We start from the raw sequence: 23,285 nt of genomic DNA on the forward strand, positions 1-23,285 counted from the left end.
TGACCCAGCAGACCAGCCACCTCCTCTATAACCCCCTCTTCCTCCACCGCCCCTTAACCTGGAAATTAATATGATAATGATGAGGATAATAATAAAGGGAACAATAGATCCACCATTGTTTCGTCTTCTTCCCGAAGGCTTACTTTCTGCCTTATATTCTCCGGCAATTGCTTTTAGTATAGCGCTGGTGGCTGCTTGAATCCCTCCTTCATAATCGTTCTGCCTGAAATTCGGTGCGATCTCATTTCTAATTATCTGATTACACAATGCATCAGGCAAAACACCTTCAAGGCCATAACCAACTTCAATTCTTACCTTTCGGTCATTTATAGCTACAAATAATAGCACACCATTATCTTTACCCTGTTGGCCGAGCCTCCATTTTTCAGAAACTTTAAGTGTGTAATCTTCAATGGGGTAGTCATCTAAAGTTGGAATAATTAGTACGGCTATCTGGTTTGAAGTAGAATCCTCGTGCGTTTTCAGTTGCTGTTCGAGACTGTTTATAAATTGCACTGAGAGAGTATGAGCTTCATCATGAATACGTGTACCCCAAAGTTCAGGAACAGCAGGCTGAGCAAAGACAAGGTGCGATACTAACAATAAGGCTATTGATACTTTTAGTTTCATGATTTGCTGATCCTGTTTAGTTAAGACGTAGATCATCCCGAAGTTCGTTTGTATCATCAGATTCTTTAATGAAACCTTTCTCTAATAATATCTCACCACATCTTTTAATACCCTCTTCAATACCACTTACTATTTGTCCTTTATGTATGTTTTCCACCAGTAGGTTAACTATCTGGTCCCATTCCTTTTGCTCTACTACCTTACTAATTCCTTTATCTGCCATTACAATTACTTCATGTTCGAAAAAGGATATAAATAGCATAATACCTGTTCGATGCTTTGTATTGAAAACCTCCTCTTCGAGAAATATGTTTTCTGCACGTTGACTTGCGCGTTCGTCCATGTGCTGTCTGCTGAGAAAAAGTCTTTTAACGGAATAAGATAAATTAGGTAAGAACCAACCAACCAAACCTGCACTTACTACTACCATCATGATGAACATAGGGTCGTAATAAAGCGTATGCGTGGCATCTGTTATTATATAACGATCAAGAATGACAATGACAATAAATGCAAACACTGAAAATGAGATGCAAGCTTTATAATTAGCTGTACGATAAGGCCCGCTTTGCTCTACAATTACAGGAACAATCTCTCCAGAAATTTTCTCTTCTGCTTCTTTAACAGCATCTTTTATACGCTGCATCTCGGCTTCGCTAAGCTTTTGTTTCAGGCTCATAGAGTATTATCTAATAGGTCAAAGATAACCAGATATAGCAATTATTATAGAAGGCCTACTTTTTTGCCGTTAACGAACGTTTTGCTGACTCTAGGTCATAAAAGGTTTTAACAATGTTAATTGGGGGTGTATGTTTCAATGCTTCATTGGTAGATATTTGACTCAGCATAGAAGGGGAATACACCCATGCAAAATACTTCAACCCGGCCTCTACCATTCTTGGCAACCAGTTCTCTCCTACCCACTGCGCAGCAGGAGTCCATATGCCAAGAACGTTTGTATTGTCATTCAAAATGTTTTGACATTTATAGTGAAGTAGGGCTTCCAGCATTTTTTCACAACCTTGTTTAACAGATCCTTCTGTCTGGTAGCCCTTCCAGTTAACGTAGAGGTAATGATTCGCAAAATCATATTCTATAGAGACAAAGTCTTCTGAAAAATAAGCTTTTGATCCTTTCCGGAGTTCAAGCTCATTTTGGATCTCTCTCAGGATTTCAATTTTTCTGGAATTATTCATACTGTAGTTATACTTCAGTGCAATTCCTTCAGGTATAGTTGAATTGTGTTTTCAAGACCGAAATACAAAGCGTCACAAATTAAAGCATGTCCGATTGAGACCTCATCTAAATAAGGTATGTTCAGTTTCAAAAACCGAAGATTATTAAGATCAAGATCGTGCCCGGCATTAATTCCTAATCCAGACTCGCGTGCTACTTTTGCGCTTTCTATATAAGGTTTAATTGCAATTTCCTTTTTGAGTTTAAATTCACTTGCATAAGGCTCCGTATATAATTCAATTCTGTCTGCGCCAACCTTAGCTGCCCCTTCAACCGTCAAAGGTAGTGGGTCGACAAATATTGAAACCCTTACGCCATAAGCTTTAATTTCAGAAATAATCTCCTTCAATAAACTTGCATTTTTAATAGTGTCCCAGCCTGCATTAGAGGTAATCGCATCAGGCGGATCGGGAACAAGTGTTGCCTGGGCTGGCTTTACTTCTCGAATTAATTTCAGATAGCGCTCGTCAGGATAGCCTTCGATGTTAAATTCTGTTGTAACTACTTTCTTTAAATCAATTACATCTTTATAACGAATATGGCGTTCATCAGGTCTTGGATGAACAGTAATACCCTGAGCTCCAAACCTTTCACAATCTAAAGCCGCCTTTATAACATCGGGATTATTTCCTCCACGTGCATTTCTGAGTGTTGCAATTTTATTAATATTGACGCTGAGTCGAGTCACCGGAATTTTTGATTTTTTTTATTATTAACTATTGTTCACTTTATTTTGTTCGAAAAATAACACTAACAGCGTTAAAGACTATGAGTTTAAGACAACAAATTGATAATGATATTAAAAAGGCAATGCTATCGAAAAATAAAGAAGAGTTAGATGCCTTAAGAAGTATTAAGTCTATGATTTTGCTTGCAGAAACTGAAAAAGGAGGATCAGGTGATATAACATCAGACGCCGAAAGCAAATTATTGATGAAAGCAGCAAAACAAAGAAAGGAATCTGCAGAAATATTCCAACAACAAAACAGGCCGGATCTGGCGGAAAAAGAACTTGGCCAATTAGAAATTATAAATCGATATCTACCGAAACAATTATCTGAGGAAGATTTACGCAAGGCAGTACAAACCATTATTGAAGAGTCAGGAGCAAAGGGCTCTCAGGATATGGGTAAGGTGATGGGACTTGCTACTAAAAAGCTAGCTGGTCAGGCCGATGGAAAGGTGATTTCAGAATTAGTTAAAAAAATGCTTACACCTTGAGTTGGATCGATATTATCATCATTTTATTAATTGCATTTGGTGCATTTAAAGGTTATAGAGATGGATTTTTGGTTGAGTTATTCTCGCTGTTAGGGATCGTTCTCGGCATTTTAGGAGGGTTTAAACTTTTAGGCGTCTCACTCATCTATCTTTCCGAGCATTTTAACATTGATGAAAAAATCTTACCTTATGTGGCCTTCGGTGCTGTGTTCATCATCATTTTGCTAGTAGTTTCTTTAATAGGTAAAGCTTTAAAGGCATCCATTGAAAAATCATTTTTAGGCCGAATAGACGAAATGGCAGGTGCGGCATTAGGTCTTATAAAGACGGCATTTGTACTCAGTGTGTTCTTTTGGATAGTAGGAAGCTTAAAAATAGCGTTCCCCTCCACCTGGCAAGAAGATTCAAAGTTTTTACCTTTTTTAACTGACTTTGCTCCAATGGTTACTTCATGGATCGGTGAGCTTATCCCCGCCTTCAATGATATTTTTTAGGTAATATTTACAACCAGCTTAGTTTTTAATACTCATTAATTTTTTAGTTATTTCATTCATTAGTTTATAATACCTCATATGTCAATATTAGTAAAAGAGGATAACGGTTTTAAGTTCGTAGATGAGGGACAAGGTCCGGTTCTATTGCTCCTTCATGGTTTGTTCGGTGCTCTGAGTAATTGGGAAGGCGTTGTAAATCGCTTCTCTCGGAATTTTAATGTTGTAATACCAATGCTTCCCATATATGAAATGCCGATTAAAGAGGCTGGTTTAGAAGGGCTAAGAAAATTTGTAGAGGATTTTGTGGCATATAAAAACTTGGACAACATGATTATAATGGGTAATAGCCTCGGTGGGCATATTGCTTTATTATACACACTTAAAAATAGTGAACGTGTGAAGAAACTCATTCTTACCGGAAGCTCTGGTCTATTTGAAGACTCAATGGGTGGTTCTTATCCCAAAAGGGGAAATTATGACTATATACGGGAAAGAGTTGCATACACTTTTTATGACCCCAACGTGGCTACAAAAGAATTGGTGGACGAAGTTTTTGAAACAACGAAGAGCATTCCTAAGTGTATGAGGATAGTAGCTATTGCAAAATCGGCCCAACGCCACAATATGGCTGATGAAATTCCGAACATAAAAACGCCAACGCTTCTTGTTTGGGGGCTAAACGATACAATTACGCCGCCTATAGTTGCTCATGAATTTAATCGACTTATCCCTAACTCTCAATTAAAATTTATCGACAAATGCTGCCATGCACCTATGATGGAGCACCCGGAGAGATTTAATGAACTTGTTGAAGATTTTTTGGTTACATAATTGATATTAACATTTTATCTAAGCCCCATTTGTTAAATAGCTACATATGATCGCTGAAGACTTAATAAACCATATGATTCCTCCTTTAAAAGGATCCGATGACGCGCATAAAGCTATCGTTTGGATGGAGGAATTTAGATGTACTTACCTTCCCGTTGTTGATAATAATCGGTTACTCGGATTTATTTCTGAAGAAATTATCCTCGAAACTAATGATATTGAAAAACATGTCGGTGATTTTAACCTTGCCGGCCTTTCATGTTATGTTCACCTTGACACCCACTTCTATGACATTTTAAAAGTAGCAACTGATAACAAGCTTCAAATGGTAGCAGTATTGAACGACGATCAGCAGTACGCCGGAGTTATTACTGTTCAGGATACCCTTACTTCTTTTGCCCAGACAGCAGCTGTTCAGATGCCAGGCGCCATCCTTGTTTTGTCTATGAACTATGTGGATTACTCTTTGTCAGAAATCAGCAGGTTAATAGAAGAAAACCATGCAAAGATTCTGAGCAGTATCATAAAAGAAGATCCCTTGGATCCTGGGAAGATCAGACTTACTTTAAAAATCAATCAGACGGACATGACACGCATTGTGGCTACTCTTGAGCGATTCAATTACAAAGTTATTGGTCGTTATCAGGAGAGCAGACCGGTAGAGAATGAAAGAGAGAGAATAGACATGTTGTTAAGATACCTGGACATTTAATTTTAGAGAAGCAATTGTAAAGGCTACATGAAAATTGGTGTCCACGGCAAGGAATTCAAGAAGGAGGCTATTCCTTTTATAACAGAGATATTTGAATACCTATTCAAAAGGGACCAGGAAGTATATATTTCATCCAAATTTGAAAGCCTTCTCAAACACCAGGCGTTCAAAAAATTTTCTTGGTCTACCTATGAACCAGGTGCCGATTTAAAAGAGTTTGATTTCTTTATTAGTGTAGGTGGCGATGGCACATTACTTGAGTCCGTTACACATATAGGTGGTGCGGAGGTACCGATTTTAGGTATTAACACAGGAAGACTAGGTTTTTTAGCTACCATTAATAAAGCCGACATACAGAATTCACTGGATAAAGTTATAGCCGGCGCATACACTATTGATAAAAGGGCTGTCCTGAAATTCAATGCAGATAAAGAAGTTTTTGGAAACCTGAATTTTGCTTTAAATGACTTTACTGTTGTTAAGAAAGACACATCATCAATGATTACGATACACACTTATATTGATGGTGAATTCCTTAACTCTTACTGGTCAGACGGTATTATTGTAGCAACGCCTACTGGATCTACCGGATATTCTTTAAGCTGTGGTGGACCACTTATTTCTCCTAGTTCAGGAAATTTTGTGATCACACCGATTAGTCCTCATAATTTAACTGTACGGCCAATAATTGTTTCAGATGCTTCCGAGATTTCGTTTAGGGTTGAGGGAAGAAGCAGAAAGTTCCTGGTTTCATTGGACTCAAGAATTTCTACTGTTGACCATACCTTTACTTTAAAGATTAAGAAAGGAGATTTCAAGGTGAATTTAATACAACTTCATGGCCAACATTACTTCAAAACATTGAGGCAAAAGTTGAACTGGGGTTTAGACATTCGCAATTGATTTTTTATTATAATATATTTGTATTAGACTGATTTTAAGTCGTTTAAACCCCACGGCGTGATGAGAAAGGCAATTTATTTGGCTGTAATGGCCGCAGTGTGTCTGTTTACTTCTGAAGGATACGGACAGCTAAGCCGAAGAAGTATTAAAAAGAATAACAGACAACTCTCTACTTATCGAGGCGATAAATTCCATTTTGGAAAGGACAAAACTTACAATGCTATAGGTTTCTCTGTAAATGCTTTAAATTATTACGGTGATCTTGCACCTAAGCCTAACCGCTTTAGTACAGATATCTCTTTTACAAGACCCGCATTTGCTGTCTCTTATGCTCATCGCTTCGGCCCACGTTATACCCTTGTAGGAGCATTTATGTATGGAACGCTTAGTGGATCAGACACGAAATCAGCTGACGAAGGTGATGCAGAAAATGCCTTTTTTAGATACCAAAGAAACTTGTCGTTCAGAAACAGAATCAAAGAACTATCATTAATAGCATCTTTTGACTTATTTGAAAACTCATCATCCTATTTGAGCAGAGTTGCATGGACTCCTTATGCATTTGTCGGTGTGGCAGTTTTTCATCACAATCCGCAGGCTCAGGTTCCAGCTACCCAGGTTGATGGCATTACACCATTTAGCAATGCCGGTGAGTGGGTTAACTTAAGGCCTTTGGGAACGGAGGGACAAAACGCAAACCTTCTTCCTACCGATGCCAATGCTGGCATAAAATCTTATAATTTAATTCAGCCTGCTATACCATTTGGTGTTGGGGTACGTTTTAGAGTTAACACATTAGTGGATATTGCTGCGGAGTTTGGATTTAGATATTTATTCACTGATTATATAGACGATGTAAGTCAAAGTTATGTTGATTTAGGTGTGTTTGGTGACAATGAGCTTGCAAAAGCCATGTCATACAGAACCTTTGAATTACCACAATATAATCCTGCTGTAAATCCCTCTATCCTTCATGCTTATACCGGAAGAGATAATAGGCAATATATGGCGCTTCCGGGGTATGGAGAGGAGTTTAAAAATGACGTTACTTCTAATATACGCGGAAACAAAAACGATAAAGATATTTACACAGTTTTTACAATCAGAGGAACCTATATTATAGGAAAATCAATTCACCGGGCTAAATTCAGATGATGACTGCTAAATCTATTCTCTTTACCTGTACAGTTTGCATTTTATCAGCTATTAATGGAGTTGCACAGCGTTCAGAGTTAGGTTTTGGTATCGGCACCTTTAGCTACACCGGTGACTTGGCGAAAAATTATAATCTTTTAAATTCTAAACCGGCAGCAACAATTTTCTATCGCTCCAATCTTAGTTCTGTTGTTAGTTTCAGGGCCGCCCTGACAGGGGGAGGCCTAGGTGCAAGTGATGAAAAGAGACCGTATGATGCCTTTGCAGAAGAACGGGCTGCGTCGTTTAGCATCTTTCTCATGGAGGCCTCTACAGTTATGGAGTACCATTTTTTAAACTGGAGGAGTGAAAAGAGAATGCTTCGTTTTACGCCCTACTTGTTTGCGGGTTTGGGTTTATTTGGAATGTCAGGCCATAAGGATAAAACCCAGGAGTATAGTAATGTCCAAGGAGCAATACCTTTTGGGTTAGGTTTTAAATATGTGATTAATCCAAAGTGGTATCTATCGCTTGAGTTTGGTGCTAGAAAAACTTTCTTCGACTACCTCGACAACATTTCCGAAGGCGATCAGCGTTATAAGGATTTTCAATACGGAAATCCTAATGATACTGACGCTTACTATTTTTTAGGATTGAGCCTCACTAGAACCTTTTATTCAATCCCGTGTCCAACAAATCCTTATAGGTAAGTCGCGCTCTTACTAAGTTCTTCATAAATTAAATTTACCTTTACTTTTTTTGGGCTAATTTTGAAACCTTGTGGCTTCATTTAAAGAACATATCGACTTAAATAATTTGCCCCAGCATGTAGCTATTATCATGGATGGTAATGGCAGATGGGCAAAGAAAAAGGGTGCGCTGAGAATCTTCGGACACCGAAATGCAATTCAGGCTGTACGAGATGTGACAGAGGGTTGCGCAGAGTTAGGCGTTAAGTACCTAACCCTATATGCTTTTTCAACTGAGAACTGGAACCGGCCAAAAGAGGAAGTGGACGGCTTAATGGAGTTACTTGTTAATACTATAAAAGAAGAAATAAAGACACTTTCGGATAATCAGGTAAGACTTAAAACCATAGGAGCCACTTCTCATCTTCCTGAGGCCTGTCAAAAAAATTTAGCGTGGGCCATCGATCAAACAAAAAATAACACAGGTCTTACCCTTATTCTTGCTTTGAGCTATAGCGGCAGATGGGAGATTCTTCAAGCCGTAAAAGCTCTTGTTTCAGAGGTACAAAGCGGAAAAATTGATGCTTCTGCTATAAATGATAAAACTTTAGAAAACTTTTTGCAGACTTCGGGCATCCCAGATCCTGAGCTTCTTATAAGAACTAGTGGTGAGCTTAGGATAAGTAACTTTTTATTATGGCAGATCGCTTATACTGAATTATTTATCACGCCAACACTATGGCCGGATTTCCGAAAAGAGCATTTGTACGAGGCCATTTGTTCTTATCAACAAAGAGAAAGACGATTTGGAAAAACTAGTGAACAATTGAACCCCGTGGGTTAATAAGATGAAAAAATTTTTAATTATTACCATTCTACTCTGCGTAACATTCAGTTCCTGGGCTCAATTCAGAAGAAGAGATCGAAATGCCGCACAACAGCCCGCAGAAAATAATTTAAACTACGCTAACCCCCGAGAATATATAATTGCTGGTATTGATGTGTCGGGAATTAATGTCCTTGATAAGAATGCAATGATTTCTATTTCTGGCCTTAAGGTCGGAGACAAGATTAAAATTCCTGGTGATGCCATTACTGGAGCTATCAGAAAGATCTGGAAATACGGTCTGGTCGGCGATGTTACTATTGAAGTAAGCAGAATTGAAGGCGAAAACATATATCTTAATATTGAGCTTGCCGAACGTTCTCGTTTAACCGCTTTTTATTTTACAGGCGTAAATAAAAGTCAAGAGTCTGGTCTAAAAGAAGATCTTAATCTGATTCGTGGAAAAATCGTGAATGACGCCATGATCCGTAATACCGAACTGGCTGTAAAGAAATATTTCGTTAAAAAGGGCTTTTTGAGAACAGATGTTAAAGTTGTTCAGGAAAAAGACACTTTAAATAGAGATGGAATTCGGTTGAAGATTGCCATTAATACTAAGTCAAAGATCAAAATCAATAAAATATCTTTTACAGGTAATGAACACATTGACGATGCGACACTTAAGCGGAGGATGAAAAAAACCAAGGAGCATCCACGTTTTACACTACATCGGACAGTGTTGAGCGCGTTGCTACAACCGGGTAAGTACGTAAGAATGGGTGGGCCTGTCAGCCGAAAAGACACAAAAGAATTCCTGAACGACAATATCAAATTAAACATCTTCTCGAGTTCTAAACTAATTCAAACCGACTACGAAGACGACAAGAAGAAAATCATCGCTTTTTATAATTCAAAAGGTTATCGTGATGCAGAAATAGTTACTGACAGTATTTACAATCATAACGACAAGACCATCAACATTGACTTTAAGATTTATGAAGGCCCTAAATATTACTTCCGAAATATCATCTGGACCGGTAACTATATTTATACTGACAAGCAGTTAAGCACTGTACTCGGTATCAGTAAAGGAGACGTGTATAATAAAGAACTCATTGATAAAAAACTGCAGTTCAATCCAAAAGGCATGGATATTAGCGGCCTTTACATGGATGATGGATATTTGTTTTTTAGAATCAACCCTGTAGAAGTAGCTGTGGCAGGAGATTCAATTGATGTAGAGATGAGGATTCATGAAGGAGAGCAGGCTACAATTAACGAAGTAACAATTACAGGAAACGACAGAACAAGTGACCACGTAATCCGTCGCGAGCTAAGTACCATTCCAGGTCAGAAATTCAGAAGATCCGATATTATCAGAACGCAGCAAAGTTTAGCACAATTAGGATATTTTGCTCCCGATAAAGTATCACAAAACCTGGTGCCAAATCCTGATAAAGGTACTGTAGACGTAGAATGGCAGGTTGAAGAACAGTCTAACGACCAGGTTGAATTGTCAGGTGGTTGGGGTGGTTACTACGGTTTCGTGGGAACGTTAGGATTGACATTCAATAACTTCTCTGTTCGTAATATTCCTAACTTTAAAAACTGGCGTCCACTGCCTGTGGGAGATGGACAACGTTTATCATTGCGCGTCCAGGCTAACGGAAGACAATATCAGAGTTATAGTTTCTCATTTACTGAGCCATGGCTTGGAGGAAGAAAGCCACACTCATTCAGCGTAAGTTTGAACAGTTCAGTACAACGTCTTACTCGTTATCAAACAACAGACGGTATAGTTGATCCAAGTATTAAAGTAAATAGTGTAACAGTAGGTTTAGGGCGAAGACTTGAGTGGCCCGATAATTACTTTACCTTAACAAACTCTCTGTCTTATTTACGGTATAGCTTAAATGACTACAACTCGGGACTTGGCTTTACAAATGGTAATGCAAACAGCATTAACTTTAATACAACTATTGCACGTCGGAGCTTGAACGAAATAATGTACCCCTCACAAGGTTCAGACATTTCATTAAGTATTACACTAACACCTCCTTACTCTTTATGGAGAGAAATAGATTACAATACCGCTAATGCTGGAGACAGGTTTAAATGGATTGAGTTCAACAAATGGATGTTCGATGCTAAATACTACCTGCCTCTTGATAACAAGAAGAAGCTTGTTTTAGAAGCAAAATCGCATTTCGGATTTATTGGCTCATATACAAGCAAAGCTGGAATCGGTCCGTTTGAAAGATTTTACCTGGGTGGTGATGGACTGGCTGGTGGCTTTAATTCATTCTTGTTAGGTCAGGAAGTGATTGGTCTAAGAGGATACGAGAACAACAGAATCACTCCACCAGATTATAACAATTACAGTACTTCTAACGCTAGTTCAGAAATTCAAGGGGGTATCGTTTATGATAAGTTCGGACTTGAGCTTCGTTATCCTGTAACGACAGGTAGTGCCGCTACGATTTATGGCTTTGTTTTTACTGAAGCCGGAAACAATTGGAATACTTATGAAGACTTTAATCCGTTTACTCTTTATAAATCTGCAGGCTTTGGAGCGAGAATATTTATGCCTGCCTTTGGTTTGATTGGGTTGAATTGGGGATATGGTTTCGATACCCTTCCTGGGGCAACTCAAAGAAGTGGTGCACATTTCCATTTTACGATTGGTCAGCAAATCAGATAGTATGAGGGTGTATTTTATTACAATATTTTTTCTCATTTTCGGCCTGAATTTTGTCCATGCTCAACGGTTCGGTTATATAGACACCGATTTTATCCTGAACAAAATGCCGGAATACGGTAAGGCCCAGGAGGAGATAAATCAGCTTTCTGGCGCTTGGGAAAAGGAGATTCAGGAGATGGCAAAGAAGATTGAATCCATGTATAGCGATCTTCAAGCCGAACAAGTCTTACTAACCGACCAGATGAAAAAAGAAAGAACTGCTTCTATCCAAAAGAAAGAAGCTGAGCTCAAAGAATATCAAAAAAAGGTTTTTGGATTTGGCGGCCTCTTCTTTCTTAAGAAGCAAGAATTAATAAAACCCATTCAAGATAAAGTATGGGATGCCGTGGATAAAGTAGCTAAACAAAACAACCTGGCTATTGTGTTTGATAAAGCCGGTGAACTTGTGATGATTTACACTGACCCACGTCATGATTATACAGACTTTGTTTTAGATGAACTTGGATTAGGTGATCCAAACGATAAGATTAAAAATTAAAATTTGAATAAAATCCCAATGAGAAAGTTTGCATTATTATTTGTGCTTGGCGTTACTTCATTCTTTTCACATGCACAAACGGCATCTAAGGTTGGTTTTGCCGATGTAGATTACATCTTCAGCCAAATGCCCGAGTCAAAACAGATTGAAACTGAACTTAAATCAACTCAAACCCAATTAAAGAATCAAATAGATGGTAAAGCTCAGGAATTTCAAAAGAAATTACAGGATTACCAGGCAAACGCAGGTACTATGCTTGATGCTGTTCGTGTAAATACTGAACGTGAACTTCAGCAATTACAACAAAACTTAGAGAAACTTCAGCAGGATGCCCAATCAACCATTCAAAATAAACAAGTTCAATTGATGGATCCTGTTTATAAGAAGGTTTCAAAAGCTATTGAAGACGTTTCAAAAGAACAAGGTTATACTTTAGTTCTAAATTCAGTTATTGGCGGTGTTGATGCTGTATTATATGGCGATTCAAGCCACGATGTATCAGACCTGGTTTTAAAGAAATTAGGTGTTACACCTAAGCCAGCTGCTGCTAATACTCAAGCACCTGCAACAACTCCTCCTCCTGCTAATAATAAGCCAAAGCAATAAAATTTTTCATTTTAATGAGAAAAGCCCCGATTAGGGGCTTTTTTTATACCTAAATTTATAAATGATCAATCCACCACCATTAAAACCAGGAGACAGGATTGCAATAGTCGCACCCGCAAGAAAGGTTTCGCTTTCAGATTTAACATCTGCAATTGATACATTTTCAAGTTGGGGTCTTGATGTTGCAATTTCTGAGAATGTTAAAAGTGAGGCTCACGCTTATCTAGCAGGTACCGATCAGGAAAGACTTGAAGGGTTTCAAGATCTTATCGACGATCCATCTGTTAAGGCAATTATAGCAGCAAGAGGTGGTTATGGAAGTACGAGAATTTTAGATAGTCTAGACTTTTCAAGTTTTAAGAAAAGTCCCAAATGGATTATCGGCTTTAGCGATATTACTGCCATACATCTTAAACTTCTTCAGCTGGGTTGCAAAAGCGTTCATGGAACAATGCCCATTCTCTTCTCCCAACCGAACGCACGCACCTCGGTAGAAAGCCTGAAAAATCTTCTCTTTAATAATTCGTTTGAAATTAAGTGTGATCCTTCTTCGAGAAACAGGTTAGGATCAGCAGATGGGGTTTTAGTAGGCGGTAATCTTTCGCTTGTAGTTGACTCACTAGGAACATCCTCTGAAATAAATACGAATGGATGTGTTTTACTTATCGAAGAGATTGACGAATACATTTATCGGATGGACCGAATGATGACCCAATTAAAACGCGCAGGGAAACTAGAGCAATTGAACGGTCTCATAGTCGGCCACATGACAGATATGAAGGAATCTACATTAGCATTTAAAGAGGATGTAGAGCAAATCATTTTAAATGCTGTAAAGGATTTTTACTTTCCTGTTGCTTTCAATTTTCCATCAGGTCATGAAAACCCAAATTTTGCCTGGATACATGGCGAGAAGGTTATTCTAAATGTTGGGCAAAAAGAGGTGTCACTGAAATCCGAAAGTATTTAATACATATTCAAAAAGAGCATAGAACCCCAATGCTAACAGCATAATCCCGGGCATTTTCTTAATAATGGGGTTATCCTTAAACCTGGTAGCTATACGTTTTGCTAATGCCGCTAGCACGATTAATAAAATGAATGCGCCTAGGGAAACGCCAAATAAATAACTGTGAATTTCAAGGTGGGACGAGAGATCGATCCATTGTAGACCTTTTAGATAGGTAGTTATTGCTACCCAAAAGGGCAAAGCCAATGGATTAAGCATTCCGAGTACAATACCACGCTTAAAACCACTTTTATCAAAGCCCTCAACAACTCCACTTCTCTTTTTAGGCGACCATAAATTGAAGACGCCCAGTAAAATCATCACAATTGATGCTATCAGTTCAATATTATTTGTAATAACAGGGGATGACGAAATTAACGCTTCAAACTTAACAGCAAGCCACGCATAAGGGTATTCTACAAGGGCCGCAGCAAAGGCAAACCGCCAAGCTACATCTACTCTATTTTCTAATCCAAGTTGGATGATTGTAAGATTCAATGTGCCCGGTGGTATGGAACCGACAAATGAAAAAAAGAATGCTAAGAGAAAAGAAAGCAGTACATCCATAACCTAGCGGGTGGCCGCTTTAAACTTTTGATAATATTTAAGTCCTTCTCTTAAGGTGGTGTACCTTACTCCGTTCCTCCGATTATGAGTAGAAATAATAAAAATGTTTTTCCAATGATTTAAAAGAACACTTATTGCTTTCCAGATTTTAAAGTTTGGATCATATATATGGGCAGGTTCTGCGCCACAGCCATTGAGCTCAACTATTTTTACGTTTCCTTGGAAAAGATCTGGTAACGAAGCACACTTTAGGTCAAACCGACCAAAATAAAAACCATCAATTTTTTTACTTATCTTATCGAAACTCGATGATAATTCTTCATTGATAAGCGATGTTCCATCAAGAAATTTAGTTCCAAGCGCATGATTGCCAATTGAAACAAGCTCCATTTTGAATCCGATTGGTAGTACCTCATCCAACCGGTGTTCATACATTTTCTCAAGTCTCTCCCATTGAAGTTTAGCTCGATCCTTTGCGAGTATAAGTTGTCTTAAATTCAATCTGCCGTCTCCCACAACGTGAAGCATTTCTTTCATTACAACAGAGGTAACTTTACCATGTTCTTCGTTTGGTAGCCTTGTATAAAAAACACCGAATTCAAGCGGCAAAGTCACTAATTCTTGCGCTAAGAAATCAGTTTTAACAAGCTTGAGGTAGTTTTCAATATCTTCAACAGAAGAGACTTTCTTCACCATGTAACCTCGTTCACCAATATCCGGTTTAAAGATTACAGGCCATGAAAAGCCGTTGTCCTCGAGACTTTTCAAGACAGCTTCTTTTGAGGAAGGTCTTTTTATAAGAATAGTTTTAGGAACAACGGCACTTGGAATTTTTTGGAGAACTTCAAATTTCGATTCGCCAAACATCCCTCCCATTGTAATTCCGGGGTTAGAGGCCGTAAAAAATAACAACGACCTTGCCCTTATTGATAGCCAAATCCAATAGAAAAAAATTGGAAACTGTAGAATTCCAAACGGCCAGTATTCCCAGCTCTTAAACTTAATAATGAAATTACTGCGCTTAACTCTTCGCCAAAAGGACATTCTCTCTAGTGCACTTTTAGTGAGAAGATTGTGCTACCGCTTCATTATAGCGAAGTGTTGACGCAGCTATGCCAAAGTCAGCAGGCAACATGATATAAGATGCGACTTCACGTATTCCTATTTTCATAATAGCCATATGATGCACCGCATGTTCAATGTTATAAACCAACTCACGTGTTGTATTTGTTTCAACCGTAACTACATCATCCTGAGTTGTATCATATCCAACCTCTAGTTTTAATGGCTTATCGAAAGGAATCTGATTTACAAAATCGATGATGCGGTTAAGAGCATTTATTGCAAGAACTCTGTCCGTTTCTATTTTTTTATCATGTGCCCTTTTATCATAATTAACTACACCCTTTTCGAACCCACTCTCTAAACAGAAAAAGAATTCTAAAGTATGTCTTAAGTGTTGGCCGATTGTACTATTACTTAATGCGTGAGACGGTCTAGAAAAATCTTTCTCATCAATCTCTTCAACAAGATCTACTAATTGACCAAGTATTTGGGTACAGGCTTGTGATAACTTCATATTTACGTTTAAGTCAAAGATAAATTAAAACGTGCCACAAAACGAATACCCGCACTTGGGTGAGACCCCAACCAGCTGGTAACGCTTTTTTTCAGCTGCCATTAAACATTTTAAGTATTCAAAAAAGGTACTTATTAATCTGCCGCAAACAAAAACGGTGGTGTTGCAACAAGTCTTTGTTTTTGATTGATGAAGCTCGATTAAGAATTATGAAAACAATAACGGTCAATTTCATTTATGTTTTTTAGAAATAGAGACATAGAAAGTTACTTCTCAGATGATTTCTATGCTTCAAAACTGGCACGGACCTTGTTTTTTTTTAGAACAAAGGGTTGAACATGAATAAAGTAGTCATTGCGTTATTATTGGCAAGTATCTCCTCGCCAGCATTTGCTTATATTTCTGGTATTGCGATTCTATCTGATGCTAAAAGTTCTAACATGCAGGTTTACGTAAACGGAAAACTTTACAATAAGCAACCAGGTAAATTTGTTCGGATAAAAAGTTTACCAGGTTTGTTTCATGTGGAGGTTAAGGTTCTAAATCCTTATGATAAAACCTGGTATCTGTTGCGTAAGGATATTCAAGTGGAAAAAGGCTATGAATGGTATTACAAAGTTGTATTTACTAAAGGTAAGAAACCTTCTCTGCAGGAAGTAAAACGTTACCCTGTATACAGCAAGTATTTTCTTAACCCCTCATTGTATAACCGCCACTTTATTTCGTAGGGCGCCTTACTTGAGAAGATTCGCTTCGTTTTAACAATAGAACTACTAGTACGATTAACAGAACCGTAGATAGGTCAAAATCAAAAAAATAGAAATCGAAATCCCAATTAAAGATTTGATCAAATAACCATCCTATTCCTCCAAAGACTCCTCCGATAATTCCGAAGATACCTCCGATTACGGCTCCTACAACTCCAAATACAATTCCAAATACCGCCGCAAGGATGCCGAAGGAGACAGGGAAGACAAGCAAGCAGACAATTACAATAAGTAATGATCCTAAAGTTTTAGTTGTCATAGCAATTGATTTATCTGTAGTCATTTACTCAAAATATATTCCATTTTCAATAAATGCGTTTTTAATGAAAAAAGCCCTGTTTATGGCAGGGCTATGTTCGTATCTGTACAAGGATGTGTTCAATCTTTAAAAAGGGTATTCTCCTTTTTCAATGGCGTAATTTGCAACCTTTCTTCTCGCCTCTTTTAAATTGTAAGGATCAATTTTTGTGAATCGCTTTAAGCCTAATAACATAAGTCTCAGCTCATCTCCCTCTGCAAAGGCATAGATTGCGTGTTTTCCTGCTACAGCAGCTCTCTCAATTGCATGATGCAGGTAAATCATTGCCAGTTCTTTTTCTATTTGGCAATTCTCTTCGCCACGAATACCGATCAATTTTTCAACACGAAGCAAGGTCGATTCTGCTACGTATCCTTCTATCAGCATGTCTGCCAAATTCATAAGCACTTCCTGTTCTTCAGAAAGTTTCATCATAAATTTCTGAACGGCTGCTCCAGCTACCATAAGCCCAGCCTTCTTAAGATTAGCTAATGCTTTCTTTTCCTTTGCAAATACACCTTCATCATCTGAAGCGCCAAAATCAGGTATGGCCATCAGTTCTTTTTGAACTGCCATAGCTGGAGACATAAGATCAATCTGACCTTTCATCGCTCGTTTAAGGAGCATGTCGATGGTAAGCATTCTGTTGATTTCATTTGTACCTTCAAAAATTCTGTTGATACGCGCATCACGATAAGCTCTATCCATAGGGCCTTCTGCTGAGAAGCCCATACCTCCATAGATCTGTACGCCCTCATCAACTGCATAATCAAGTACTTCAGATCCGTGTACTTTTAATATGGCGCACTCAATAGCAAATTCCTCAAGTGATTTTAATCTGGCTTTTCCTGAATCCAGCCCTCCTGCCACAAACGCATTGTAGGCATCATCAATATTTTGACCAGCACGATAACAAGCAGATTCTGATGCAAAAATGTGTGCGATCACATCAGCAATCTTATGTTTAATGGCTCCGAAGTTTGCAATGGATGTTCCAAATTGCTTACGCTCCTTTGCATAATTAATAGCAAGTGAAATTGTTCTTTTAGATCCGCCCAACGCTGCAGCACCAAGTTTAATGCGGCCTACATTAAGAATATTAACAGCGATCTTAAATCCATTTTCTCTCTCACTCAAAAGATTTTCTACGGGTACTTTACAATCATTAAAAAATATCTGACGGGTTGAAGATCCTTTAATACCCATCTTATGTTCTTCTTCATTCATTGTAATGCCACCAAAACTCTTCTCAACAATAAAAGCGCTTAAGTTCTTATCATTATCAATTTTAGCAAATACAACATATACATCAGCAAAACCGCCATTTGTAATCCACATCTTTTGGCCATTGATTATATAATGTTTTCCGTCAGCGCTTAATGTTGCTTTTGTTTTACCTGAATTGGCATCAGAGCCCGAGTCTGGTTCTGTTAAGCAATAGGCAGCTTTCCATTCGCCTGTAGCTAATTTTGGAATGTATTTCTTTTTCTGTTCTTCATTACCATAGTAAAGAATAGGTAATGTACCGATACCCGTATGGGCTGAAAGTGCAACAGCAACGGAGTGGCCAGCTCCTATAACTTCGGCAACAAGCATTGTTGTATTGAAGTCCATGCCGAATCCGCCATATTCCTGAGGAACAGATGTACCTAACAGGCCGAGTTCTCCTGCCTTATCAAGAATAGATGGCATGAGTTGAAGGTCTTCCATGGAATCAATCTCATCAAGCCTGTTAAACACTTCTTGTTCCAGAAATTCCTTGCAAGTCTGAGCAATCATTTTTTGCTCTTCGTTCCATTGTTCCGGAATAAAGATTTCACTTGCTTCTGTTTGGCGGATTAAAAATTCGCCCCCCTTAATTGCTTGTTTTGTTTCTGTTGCAGCTGCCATAGTAAAAAAGATTTTAGTATTGAGATCTAAGACATGAGATTCTCACCTCAACGTATTTTGTAATGAGTAATTCATTTTTTGAAGCTGATCTAATTCATCTAACAATGAGTCAGCTTCTCCTCCGATTAATCCTAAATTTTTTGATATAATAAGTTGTGTTTGTAGTTCGAAGCACGAACCGTTCGATATACCGAGAAAGTGATTAAATTCTTTATTCGTATTCCTCCCCGCCCCTTCAGCAATATTTGACGGTATTGAAATAGCTGATTTCCGTATTTGAGCTGTTAAACCGTATTTCTCCTCTGCCGGAAAATCTTTTGTAGACTGATAGACATTAGTTGCCAGAGCAATAGCCCGCTTCCAAATAATTAATTCTTTAAGATTGTGCATAGTGTTATTGGTTAGTATCTCAATACTCCTATCTCACGACTATCATCTTAACTTAACAACTCATACACTCCAGCAACACCTTGCCCGCCTCCAACGCAGGCAGTAACGAGTCCGTATTTTTTATTTCTTCTCCGAAGCTCATTGAAAAGTGTTAACGAAAGTCTTGCTCCTGAACTTCCTAACGGATGACCTAATGCAATAGCTCCTCCATTTACATTTAACTTTGAAGGATCAATATCAAGCTCTTTTACCACGGCCAGCGATTGTGCCGCGAATGCTTCATTCAATTCTATAAGATCAATGTCACTTAGTTTTAGTCCGGCGCGCTCTAATGCTTTTGGCACTGCAGCAACGGGACCTATACCCATAATGCTTGGCTCAACGCCGGCGACCGAATAACTCATCATCCGTGCAATGGGTTTAAGGTTTAATTGCTTTACCATTCTTTCTGACATAACAATGGCAAATGCAGCGCCATCTGTAGTAGGCGAAGAGTTACCTGCAGTTACTGATCCGCCCTGAGCGAAAACTGGTTTCAGCTTTGCCAGCACATCCATATTTGTATCTGCTCTTGGACTTTCATCGGTATCTACAGTAAAGTCTCTCGACTTCTTTTTACCGCTTTCATCTACATAAACTTCTTTTACGGCAATAGGTACAATCTCTTCTTTCAACTTGCCATCCTGCTGTGCTTTTATGGCTTTCATGTGTGAGTCGTATGCAAACTTATCCTGCTCTTCGCGAGAGATTTTATATTTAGCTGCAACTTGTTCTGCAGTTAGACCCATGCTTGTATAATAATCCGGATGATTTTTGGAGATGTTATAATTCAACACCGTCTTCCAACCCATTACAGGAACGAGAGACATAGATTCTGTTCCGCCAGCAATGATGCAGTCGGCCATGCCTGCATGAATTTTTGCAGATGCAATGTTGATGGCTTCAACGCCTGATCCGCAATAACGGTTAACAATCATACCTGCATTGTCTATACCCAGCGCCATCAATGCGATTATCCTTCCCATCTGCATGCCTTGCTCCGCTTCCGGAACTGCATTACCAACAATAAGGTCATCAACCATCTTGTTGTCCAATCCTGGAACAGACTTAACAAGTTCTTTAATTACTTCGGTAGCAAAATCATCAGGTCGTGTAAAACGAAAGCCTCCTTTTTTTGCTCTCGTATTTGCTGTCCTTTTAGCTGCAACTATGTATGCGTTCATGTTTTTAAATATTAAATAGGCAGTAGGCAAAATGCAATAGGCAATTTTACTGTTCTACCTTGTGATTAGTTCTTAAATATTTCTCCGGATACTCCATCATGTGATTTAGCAATTTGCCAACTTCTTCAGAGCGTGTCATTAGATTTTGAAATTCCTCACGCTTTATATAGTTACATGATAAAGCAAAATCCAACCACACTTGCGTTTCACTATTTTCCATATCAGCATCTGAAGTCTTGCTCACAAAATATGCTTGATAATTTCTCTTTCTATAGGCTTCGGCAACACAAACAGCAATTGCCCTGGACGATCTTCTTATCTGATCGGTAAGAGAATACTTCTCCTCCTTCGGAAATGTTTTAGAAATTTCAAAAATCTGCATGGCTAGCTCGAACGCCTTTTTATAAACCGTCAGATTTCTGAAATTCTGATTATCCATTGCCTATTGCTCTTGCCTACTGCCTACTAATTTCTCAACGGTTTCCCTCCTGTTAAAATAGACTGTATTCTTTCAAGTGTTTTCTTTTCGCCGCAAAGGCTGACGAAGGCTTCCCGTTCCAGGTCAAGAAGGTAGCGTTCGCTTACTTCCTGTGGCGCGGTCAGATCTCCACCACACATTACGTTGGCAATTTTCAATGCAATTTTTGCATCATGCTCGCTAATGTATTTACCCATGCGCATTCCGTTTACCCCAGCCATCACCAATGCTAATCCTGCGCGACCTTGAACTTTGATGTTTGTCGCCTCCTGTGGCATTGAATATCCTGCTTCGTATAATTCAATAACCGCTTCTTTCGCATCGGCTATCTGCCTGTCTCTGTTTACAGAAATTCTATCTACTGTTCTAAGAATATTTATCTCGCGAGCCTCTTCTGCTGACGTTGCTACTTTCGCGGTAGCTATATTCATAAACGCGTTTTGCAATGCATTTAATTCTACATCGCCTTCTTTTAAACTATCGCTTACGCGTTTTGCAAATTCTTTGGTTCCACCACCACCAGGTATTAATCCAACACCTACTTCTACCAATCCAATATATGTTTCGGCAGCAGCTTGCGCGATATCGGCATGCATGGTCATTTCACAACCTCCGCCCAATGTTCTTCCCTGCGGACAAACAACTACTGGAACAGAAGAATAGCGAAGACGCATAACCGAATTCTGAAATGCACGAACCATAAAATCAATCTCGTCGTAGTCTTGCTCGATAGCATACATAAACACGAGACCGAGATTTGCGCCAAGCGAAAAGTCCGCACCCTGGTGGCCAACAACCAACCCGCGATAATTTTTTTCTGCCAGATCAATGGCTTTGTTTAAGCCTTCAATCACGGTAGTGCCTAATGTATAGCTCTTGCTATTCCAGGAGAAGTTGATAACACCGTCACCAAGATCGATGATCTTAGATTCCTGGTTTTTCCAAACTACATTTTCACTCAGGTTTTCCAGGATGATAAATTCTCCTTTTCCAGGAATGCTCTTATAAGACTTAGACGGGATGTCGTAATATTTACGCTCGCCTTTTTCAATTTTATAGAACGAAGCATTTCCGGCCTGAAGCATTTCATAAATCCATGGTGCAGGTTTATAACCCATAGCCTCCATGTCTTTAATCGATCTTTCAACGCCAACGGCATCCCAGGTTTCGAATGGTCCTACTTCCCAGCCAAAGCCAGCGCAAACAGCATCGTCAATTTTATAAAGTTCATCGGCTATTTCAGGAATGCGATTGCTCACATATTGAAACAAGCCAAAGAAGGAGTCGCGATAGAATTCACCAGCCTTATCTTTTCCGGCTAACAAAACCTTGAAACGATCCTTCAGGTTATCGATCGTCTTTGTTGTTTCGAGCGTGGCAAATTTTGCTTTTGCCTTTGGCTTGTATTCAAGTGTCTTCAGGTCGAGGGTAAGAATCTCTGTTTCACCTTTTGCATTCTTTGTTTTCTTATAGAAGCCCTGACCGGTTTTATCGCCAAGCCATTTATTCTGTTCAAGTTTTGTTATTACTTCAGGAAGCTTAAAGATGTCTTTGCTTTCGTCGTTGGTTAATCCGGTATACAGATTACTCGAAACTTTTACCATTGTATCGAGACCAACAACATCGGAAGTTCTGAAAGTTGCTGATTTTGGTCTACCGATTACTGGGCCTGTCAGTTTATCAACTTCATCTATATTCAGATCCAACTTTTGCATCGAGTTCACCACTTTCATTATTCCGAACACGCCAATGCGGTTGGCAATAAAGGCAGGTGTATCTTTACAGAGCACGGTAGTTTTTCCTAAATACAGATCGCCATAATGCATTAAGAATTTTACAACCTCAGGATCCGTATGAGGTGTTGGAATTATTTCCAATAACTTGAGATAACGGGGCGGATTGAAAAAGTGTGTTCCGCAGAAATGTTTCTGAAAATCTTCGCTTCTTCCCGCAGCCATTAAATGAATGGGAATACCTGAAGTATTTGAAGTTATAAGCGTTCCTGGTTTTCTATGTTTCTCTACTTCGTCGTAGACTTTCTTTTTTATATCCAGGTTTTCAACAACTACTTCAATAGTCCAATCATAGTTTTTGATCTTGGACATATCATCGGTAAAATTTCCAAGCTTAACCCGTGAGGCAAAACTCTTGCTATAAAGGGGATTAGGATTAGATTTTACCGCAGCATCAAAAGAACTTTGAACAATCCTGTTTTTAACAATAGGGCTATCGAGCGAAAGGCCTCTCTTTTTTTCTTCATCCGTAAGCTCTTTGGGAGCAATATCAAGCAAAAGAACTTCTACGCCAATGTTAGCGAAGTGGCAGGCTATGCGAGAGCCCATTACACCAGAACCTAAAACTGCAACCTTGCGAATGGTACGATTCATATGTTATTGAGTTATCCGTTGAAAGGTATCAACACGATTTGTTAATTATTTTTCGTAAATATTATTTTTATCGATAAGCCGGTTAATCTGCTGAAGTACGTCAAAAAAAACGCTCAGCTTTTCTTCACTTATCTCTTCACGCACAGCCTCATTAAAGCGAAGAACAGTCTTTTTTG

At 38.7% G+C, this 23,285-nt stretch carries 26 protein-coding genes; 13 read left to right on the plus strand and 13 right to left on the minus strand.

Features of this window, described 5'->3' with window-relative positions:
- The 4 genes from KK060_RS21950 to KK060_RS21965 form a co-directional block, all read right to left on the minus strand.
- Positions 1 to 630 (minus strand): TPM domain-containing protein (locus KK060_RS21950; RefSeq protein WP_254156608.1); only part of this gene is annotated, 630 nt, incomplete at its 3' end.
- Positions 631 to 646: 16 nt separating this feature from the next.
- On the minus strand, positions 647 to 1,309 hold the full coding sequence (locus KK060_RS21955; RefSeq protein WP_254156610.1) for a TPM domain-containing protein: 663 nt from the start codon (positions 1,307 to 1,309) through the stop codon (positions 647 to 649).
- A gap of 55 nt (positions 1,310 to 1,364) precedes the next feature.
- Positions 1,365 to 1,826 carry a hypothetical protein gene (locus tag KK060_RS21960; protein ID WP_254156612.1) on the minus strand — a complete coding sequence of 154 codons (462 nt, stop codon included), beginning with the start codon at positions 1,824 to 1,826 and terminating at the stop codon, positions 1,365 to 1,367.
- Positions 1,827 to 1,840: 14 nt separating this feature from the next.
- The gene (locus KK060_RS21965) at positions 1,841 to 2,554 is read right to left on the minus strand and encodes a pyridoxine 5'-phosphate synthase (RefSeq protein WP_254156619.1); all 714 of its coding nucleotides are present in this window, start codon (positions 2,552 to 2,554) and stop codon (positions 1,841 to 1,843) included.
- Positions 2,555 to 2,634: 80 nt separating this feature from the next.
- On the opposite strand from KK060_RS21965, the gene KK060_RS21970 reads away from it, so the two are divergent.
- The 12 genes from KK060_RS21970 (at position 2,635) to KK060_RS22025 (ending at position 13,491) form a co-directional block, all read left to right on the plus strand.
- A complete protein-coding gene (locus tag KK060_RS21970) occupies positions 2,635 to 3,087 on the plus strand; it encodes a GatB/YqeY domain-containing protein (protein ID WP_254156621.1) in 453 nt (150 codons plus the stop codon).
- A complete protein-coding gene (locus KK060_RS21975; protein ID WP_254156623.1) occupies positions 3,084 to 3,581 on the plus strand; it encodes a CvpA family protein in 498 nt (165 codons plus the stop codon). The genes KK060_RS21970 and KK060_RS21975 overlap by 4 nt, the downstream gene beginning before the upstream one ends.
- Before the next feature lie 78 nt (positions 3,582 to 3,659).
- Positions 3,660 to 4,412 carry an alpha/beta fold hydrolase gene (locus KK060_RS21980; RefSeq protein WP_254156625.1) on the plus strand — a complete coding sequence of 251 codons (753 nt, stop codon included), beginning with the start codon at positions 3,660 to 3,662 and terminating at the stop codon, positions 4,410 to 4,412.
- A gap of 46 nt (positions 4,413 to 4,458) precedes the next feature.
- Entirely contained in the window at positions 4,459 to 5,124 is a 666-nt protein-coding gene (locus tag KK060_RS21985) for a CBS domain-containing protein (protein WP_254156627.1), read from the plus strand.
- A 27-nt stretch (positions 5,125 to 5,151) separates the two neighbouring features.
- A complete protein-coding gene (locus tag KK060_RS21990) occupies positions 5,152 to 6,027 on the plus strand; it encodes an NAD kinase (RefSeq protein WP_254156636.1) in 876 nt (291 codons plus the stop codon).
- A gap of 60 nt (positions 6,028 to 6,087) precedes the next feature.
- A complete protein-coding gene (locus KK060_RS21995; protein ID WP_254156638.1) occupies positions 6,088 to 7,182 on the plus strand; it encodes a DUF6089 family protein in 1,095 nt (364 codons plus the stop codon).
- Entirely contained in the window at positions 7,179 to 7,871 is a 693-nt protein-coding gene (gene porG, locus KK060_RS22000; protein WP_254156640.1) for a type IX secretion system protein PorG, read from the plus strand. The genes KK060_RS21995 and porG overlap by 4 nt, the downstream gene beginning before the upstream one ends.
- Positions 7,872 to 8,001: 130 nt before the next feature.
- On the plus strand, positions 8,002 to 8,694 hold the full coding sequence (uppS, locus tag KK060_RS22005) for an undecaprenyl pyrophosphate synthase (protein ID WP_254156709.1): 693 nt from the start codon (positions 8,002 to 8,004) through the stop codon (positions 8,692 to 8,694).
- Positions 8,695 to 8,698: 4 nt separating this feature from the next.
- On the plus strand, positions 8,699 to 11,377 hold the full coding sequence (locus KK060_RS22010) for a BamA/OMP85 family outer membrane protein (protein ID WP_254156653.1): 2,679 nt from the start codon (positions 8,699 to 8,701) through the stop codon (positions 11,375 to 11,377).
- Between the two features lies 1 nt (position 11,378).
- Positions 11,379 to 11,915, plus strand: coding sequence for an OmpH/Skp family outer membrane protein (locus tag KK060_RS22015; protein ID WP_254156655.1), 537 nt, complete (start codon positions 11,379 to 11,381; stop codon positions 11,913 to 11,915).
- Positions 11,916 to 11,933: 18 nt separating this feature from the next.
- On the plus strand, positions 11,934 to 12,521 hold the full coding sequence (locus KK060_RS22020; RefSeq protein WP_254156657.1) for an OmpH/Skp family outer membrane protein: 588 nt from the start codon (positions 11,934 to 11,936) through the stop codon (positions 12,519 to 12,521).
- A 61-nt stretch (positions 12,522 to 12,582) separates the two neighbouring features.
- Positions 12,583 to 13,491: a S66 peptidase family protein gene (locus tag KK060_RS22025; RefSeq protein ID WP_254156659.1), complete on the plus strand. Its 909-nt coding sequence runs from the start codon at positions 12,583 to 12,585 to the stop codon at positions 13,489 to 13,491.
- Here the strand turns inward: KK060_RS22025 and KK060_RS22030 are convergent.
- The 3 genes from KK060_RS22030 to KK060_RS22040 form a co-directional block, all read right to left on the minus strand.
- On the minus strand, positions 13,468 to 14,097 hold the full coding sequence (locus KK060_RS22030) for a LysE family translocator (RefSeq protein WP_254156674.1): 630 nt from the start codon (positions 14,095 to 14,097) through the stop codon (positions 13,468 to 13,470). The two genes, KK060_RS22025 and KK060_RS22030, sit on opposite strands and share 24 nt — an antisense overlap.
- 3 nt (positions 14,098 to 14,100) lie before the next feature.
- The gene (locus tag KK060_RS22035; RefSeq protein WP_254156676.1) at positions 14,101 to 14,973 is read right to left on the minus strand and encodes an ATP-grasp domain-containing protein; all 873 of its coding nucleotides are present in this window, start codon (positions 14,971 to 14,973) and stop codon (positions 14,101 to 14,103) included.
- A gap of 184 nt (positions 14,974 to 15,157) precedes the next feature.
- A complete protein-coding gene (locus KK060_RS22040; RefSeq protein ID WP_254156678.1) occupies positions 15,158 to 15,676 on the minus strand; it encodes a DinB family protein in 519 nt (172 codons plus the stop codon).
- A 338-nt stretch (positions 15,677 to 16,014) separates the two neighbouring features.
- On the opposite strand from KK060_RS22040, the gene KK060_RS22045 reads away from it, so the two are divergent.
- Positions 16,015 to 16,404, plus strand: a complete 390-nt coding sequence (locus KK060_RS22045) for a hypothetical protein (RefSeq protein ID WP_254156680.1) — start codon at positions 16,015 to 16,017, stop codon at positions 16,402 to 16,404.
- On the opposite strand, the gene KK060_RS22050 is transcribed toward KK060_RS22045, so the two are convergent.
- The 6 genes from KK060_RS22050 to KK060_RS22075 all read right to left on the minus strand — a co-directional run bounded on the left by KK060_RS22050 (position 16,394) and on the right by KK060_RS22075 (position 23,109).
- The gene (locus KK060_RS22050; protein WP_254156685.1) at positions 16,394 to 16,702 is read right to left on the minus strand and encodes a hypothetical protein; all 309 of its coding nucleotides are present in this window, start codon (positions 16,700 to 16,702) and stop codon (positions 16,394 to 16,396) included. The two genes, KK060_RS22045 and KK060_RS22050, sit on opposite strands and share 11 nt — an antisense overlap.
- A gap of 126 nt (positions 16,703 to 16,828) precedes the next feature.
- Positions 16,829 to 18,631, minus strand: coding sequence for an acyl-CoA dehydrogenase FadE (locus KK060_RS22055; RefSeq protein ID WP_254156693.1), 1,803 nt, complete (start codon positions 18,629 to 18,631; stop codon positions 16,829 to 16,831).
- A gap of 42 nt (positions 18,632 to 18,673) precedes the next feature.
- Positions 18,674 to 19,021: a four helix bundle protein gene (locus KK060_RS22060; RefSeq protein ID WP_254156695.1), complete on the minus strand. Its 348-nt coding sequence runs from the start codon at positions 19,019 to 19,021 to the stop codon at positions 18,674 to 18,676.
- 47 nt (positions 19,022 to 19,068) lie between these two features.
- Positions 19,069 to 20,244, minus strand: coding sequence for a thiolase family protein (locus tag KK060_RS22065; RefSeq protein WP_254156704.1), 1,176 nt, complete (start codon positions 20,242 to 20,244; stop codon positions 19,069 to 19,071).
- A 46-nt stretch (positions 20,245 to 20,290) separates the two neighbouring features.
- On the minus strand, positions 20,291 to 20,683 hold the full coding sequence (locus KK060_RS22070; RefSeq protein ID WP_254156706.1) for a four helix bundle protein: 393 nt from the start codon (positions 20,681 to 20,683) through the stop codon (positions 20,291 to 20,293).
- A gap of 26 nt (positions 20,684 to 20,709) precedes the next feature.
- Positions 20,710 to 23,109 carry a 3-hydroxyacyl-CoA dehydrogenase/enoyl-CoA hydratase family protein gene (locus KK060_RS22075; protein WP_254156708.1) on the minus strand — a complete coding sequence of 800 codons (2,400 nt, stop codon included), beginning with the start codon at positions 23,107 to 23,109 and terminating at the stop codon, positions 20,710 to 20,712.
- Between the last annotated feature and the right edge of the window lie 176 nt (positions 23,110 to 23,285).

This window comes from Chryseosolibacter indicum, from assembly GCF_018598585.1.
Taxonomy (GTDB): domain Bacteria; phylum Bacteroidota; class Bacteroidia; order Cytophagales; family Cyclobacteriaceae; genus Chryseosolibacter; species Chryseosolibacter indicus.

Excerpts from the sequence above, each read along its gene's own strand:
- KK060_RS21985 (WP_254156627.1), top strand. The coding sequence starts at position 4,459 with ATGATCGCTGAAGACTTAATAAACCATATGATTCCTCCTTTAAAAGGA.
- KK060_RS22010 (WP_254156653.1), top strand. The coding sequence starts at position 8,699 with ATGAAAAAATTTTTAATTATTACCATTCTACTCTGCGTAACATTCAGT.
- KK060_RS22030 (WP_254156674.1), bottom strand. The coding sequence starts at position 14,097 with ATGGATGTACTGCTTTCTTTTCTCTTAGCATTCTTTTTTTCATTTGTC.
- KK060_RS22060 (WP_254156695.1), bottom strand. The coding sequence starts at position 19,021 with ATGCACAATCTTAAAGAATTAATTATTTGGAAGCGGGCTATTGCTCTG.
- KK060_RS21960 (WP_254156612.1), bottom strand. The coding sequence starts at position 1,826 with ATGAATAATTCCAGAAAAATTGAAATCCTGAGAGAGATCCAAAATGAG.
- KK060_RS21995 (WP_254156638.1), top strand. The coding sequence starts at position 6,088 with ATGAGAAAGGCAATTTATTTGGCTGTAATGGCCGCAGTGTGTCTGTTT.
- KK060_RS21980 (WP_254156625.1), top strand. The coding sequence starts at position 3,660 with ATGTCAATATTAGTAAAAGAGGATAACGGTTTTAAGTTCGTAGATGAG.
- uppS (WP_254156709.1), top strand. The coding sequence starts at position 8,002 with ATGGATGGTAATGGCAGATGGGCAAAGAAAAAGGGTGCGCTGAGAATC.
- KK060_RS21990 (WP_254156636.1), top strand. The coding sequence starts at position 5,152 with ATGAAAATTGGTGTCCACGGCAAGGAATTCAAGAAGGAGGCTATTCCT.
- KK060_RS22065 (WP_254156704.1), bottom strand. The coding sequence starts at position 20,244 with ATGAACGCATACATAGTTGCAGCTAAAAGGACAGCAAATACGAGAGCA.
- KK060_RS22035 (WP_254156676.1), bottom strand. The coding sequence starts at position 14,973 with ATGGGAGGGATGTTTGGCGAATCGAAATTTGAAGTTCTCCAAAAAATT.
- KK060_RS22075 (WP_254156708.1), bottom strand. The coding sequence starts at position 23,109 with ATGAATCGTACCATTCGCAAGGTTGCAGTTTTAGGTTCTGGTGTAATG.
- KK060_RS22070 (WP_254156706.1), bottom strand. The coding sequence starts at position 20,683 with ATGGATAATCAGAATTTCAGAAATCTGACGGTTTATAAAAAGGCGTTC.
- porG (WP_254156640.1), top strand. The coding sequence starts at position 7,179 with ATGATGACTGCTAAATCTATTCTCTTTACCTGTACAGTTTGCATTTTA.
- KK060_RS22015 (WP_254156655.1), top strand. The coding sequence starts at position 11,379 with ATGAGGGTGTATTTTATTACAATATTTTTTCTCATTTTCGGCCTGAAT.
- KK060_RS22025 (WP_254156659.1), top strand. The coding sequence starts at position 12,583 with ATGATCAATCCACCACCATTAAAACCAGGAGACAGGATTGCAATAGTC.
- KK060_RS22055 (WP_254156693.1), bottom strand. The coding sequence starts at position 18,631 with ATGGCAGCTGCAACAGAAACAAAACAAGCAATTAAGGGGGGCGAATTT.
- KK060_RS21970 (WP_254156621.1), top strand. The coding sequence starts at position 2,635 with ATGAGTTTAAGACAACAAATTGATAATGATATTAAAAAGGCAATGCTA.
- KK060_RS22045 (WP_254156680.1), top strand. The coding sequence starts at position 16,015 with ATGAATAAAGTAGTCATTGCGTTATTATTGGCAAGTATCTCCTCGCCA.
- KK060_RS22020 (WP_254156657.1), top strand. The coding sequence starts at position 11,934 with ATGAGAAAGTTTGCATTATTATTTGTGCTTGGCGTTACTTCATTCTTT.
- KK060_RS22050 (WP_254156685.1), bottom strand. The coding sequence starts at position 16,702 with ATGACAACTAAAACTTTAGGATCATTACTTATTGTAATTGTCTGCTTG.
- KK060_RS22040 (WP_254156678.1), bottom strand. The coding sequence starts at position 15,676 with ATGAAGTTATCACAAGCCTGTACCCAAATACTTGGTCAATTAGTAGAT.
- KK060_RS21955 (WP_254156610.1), bottom strand. The coding sequence starts at position 1,309 with ATGAGCCTGAAACAAAAGCTTAGCGAAGCCGAGATGCAGCGTATAAAA.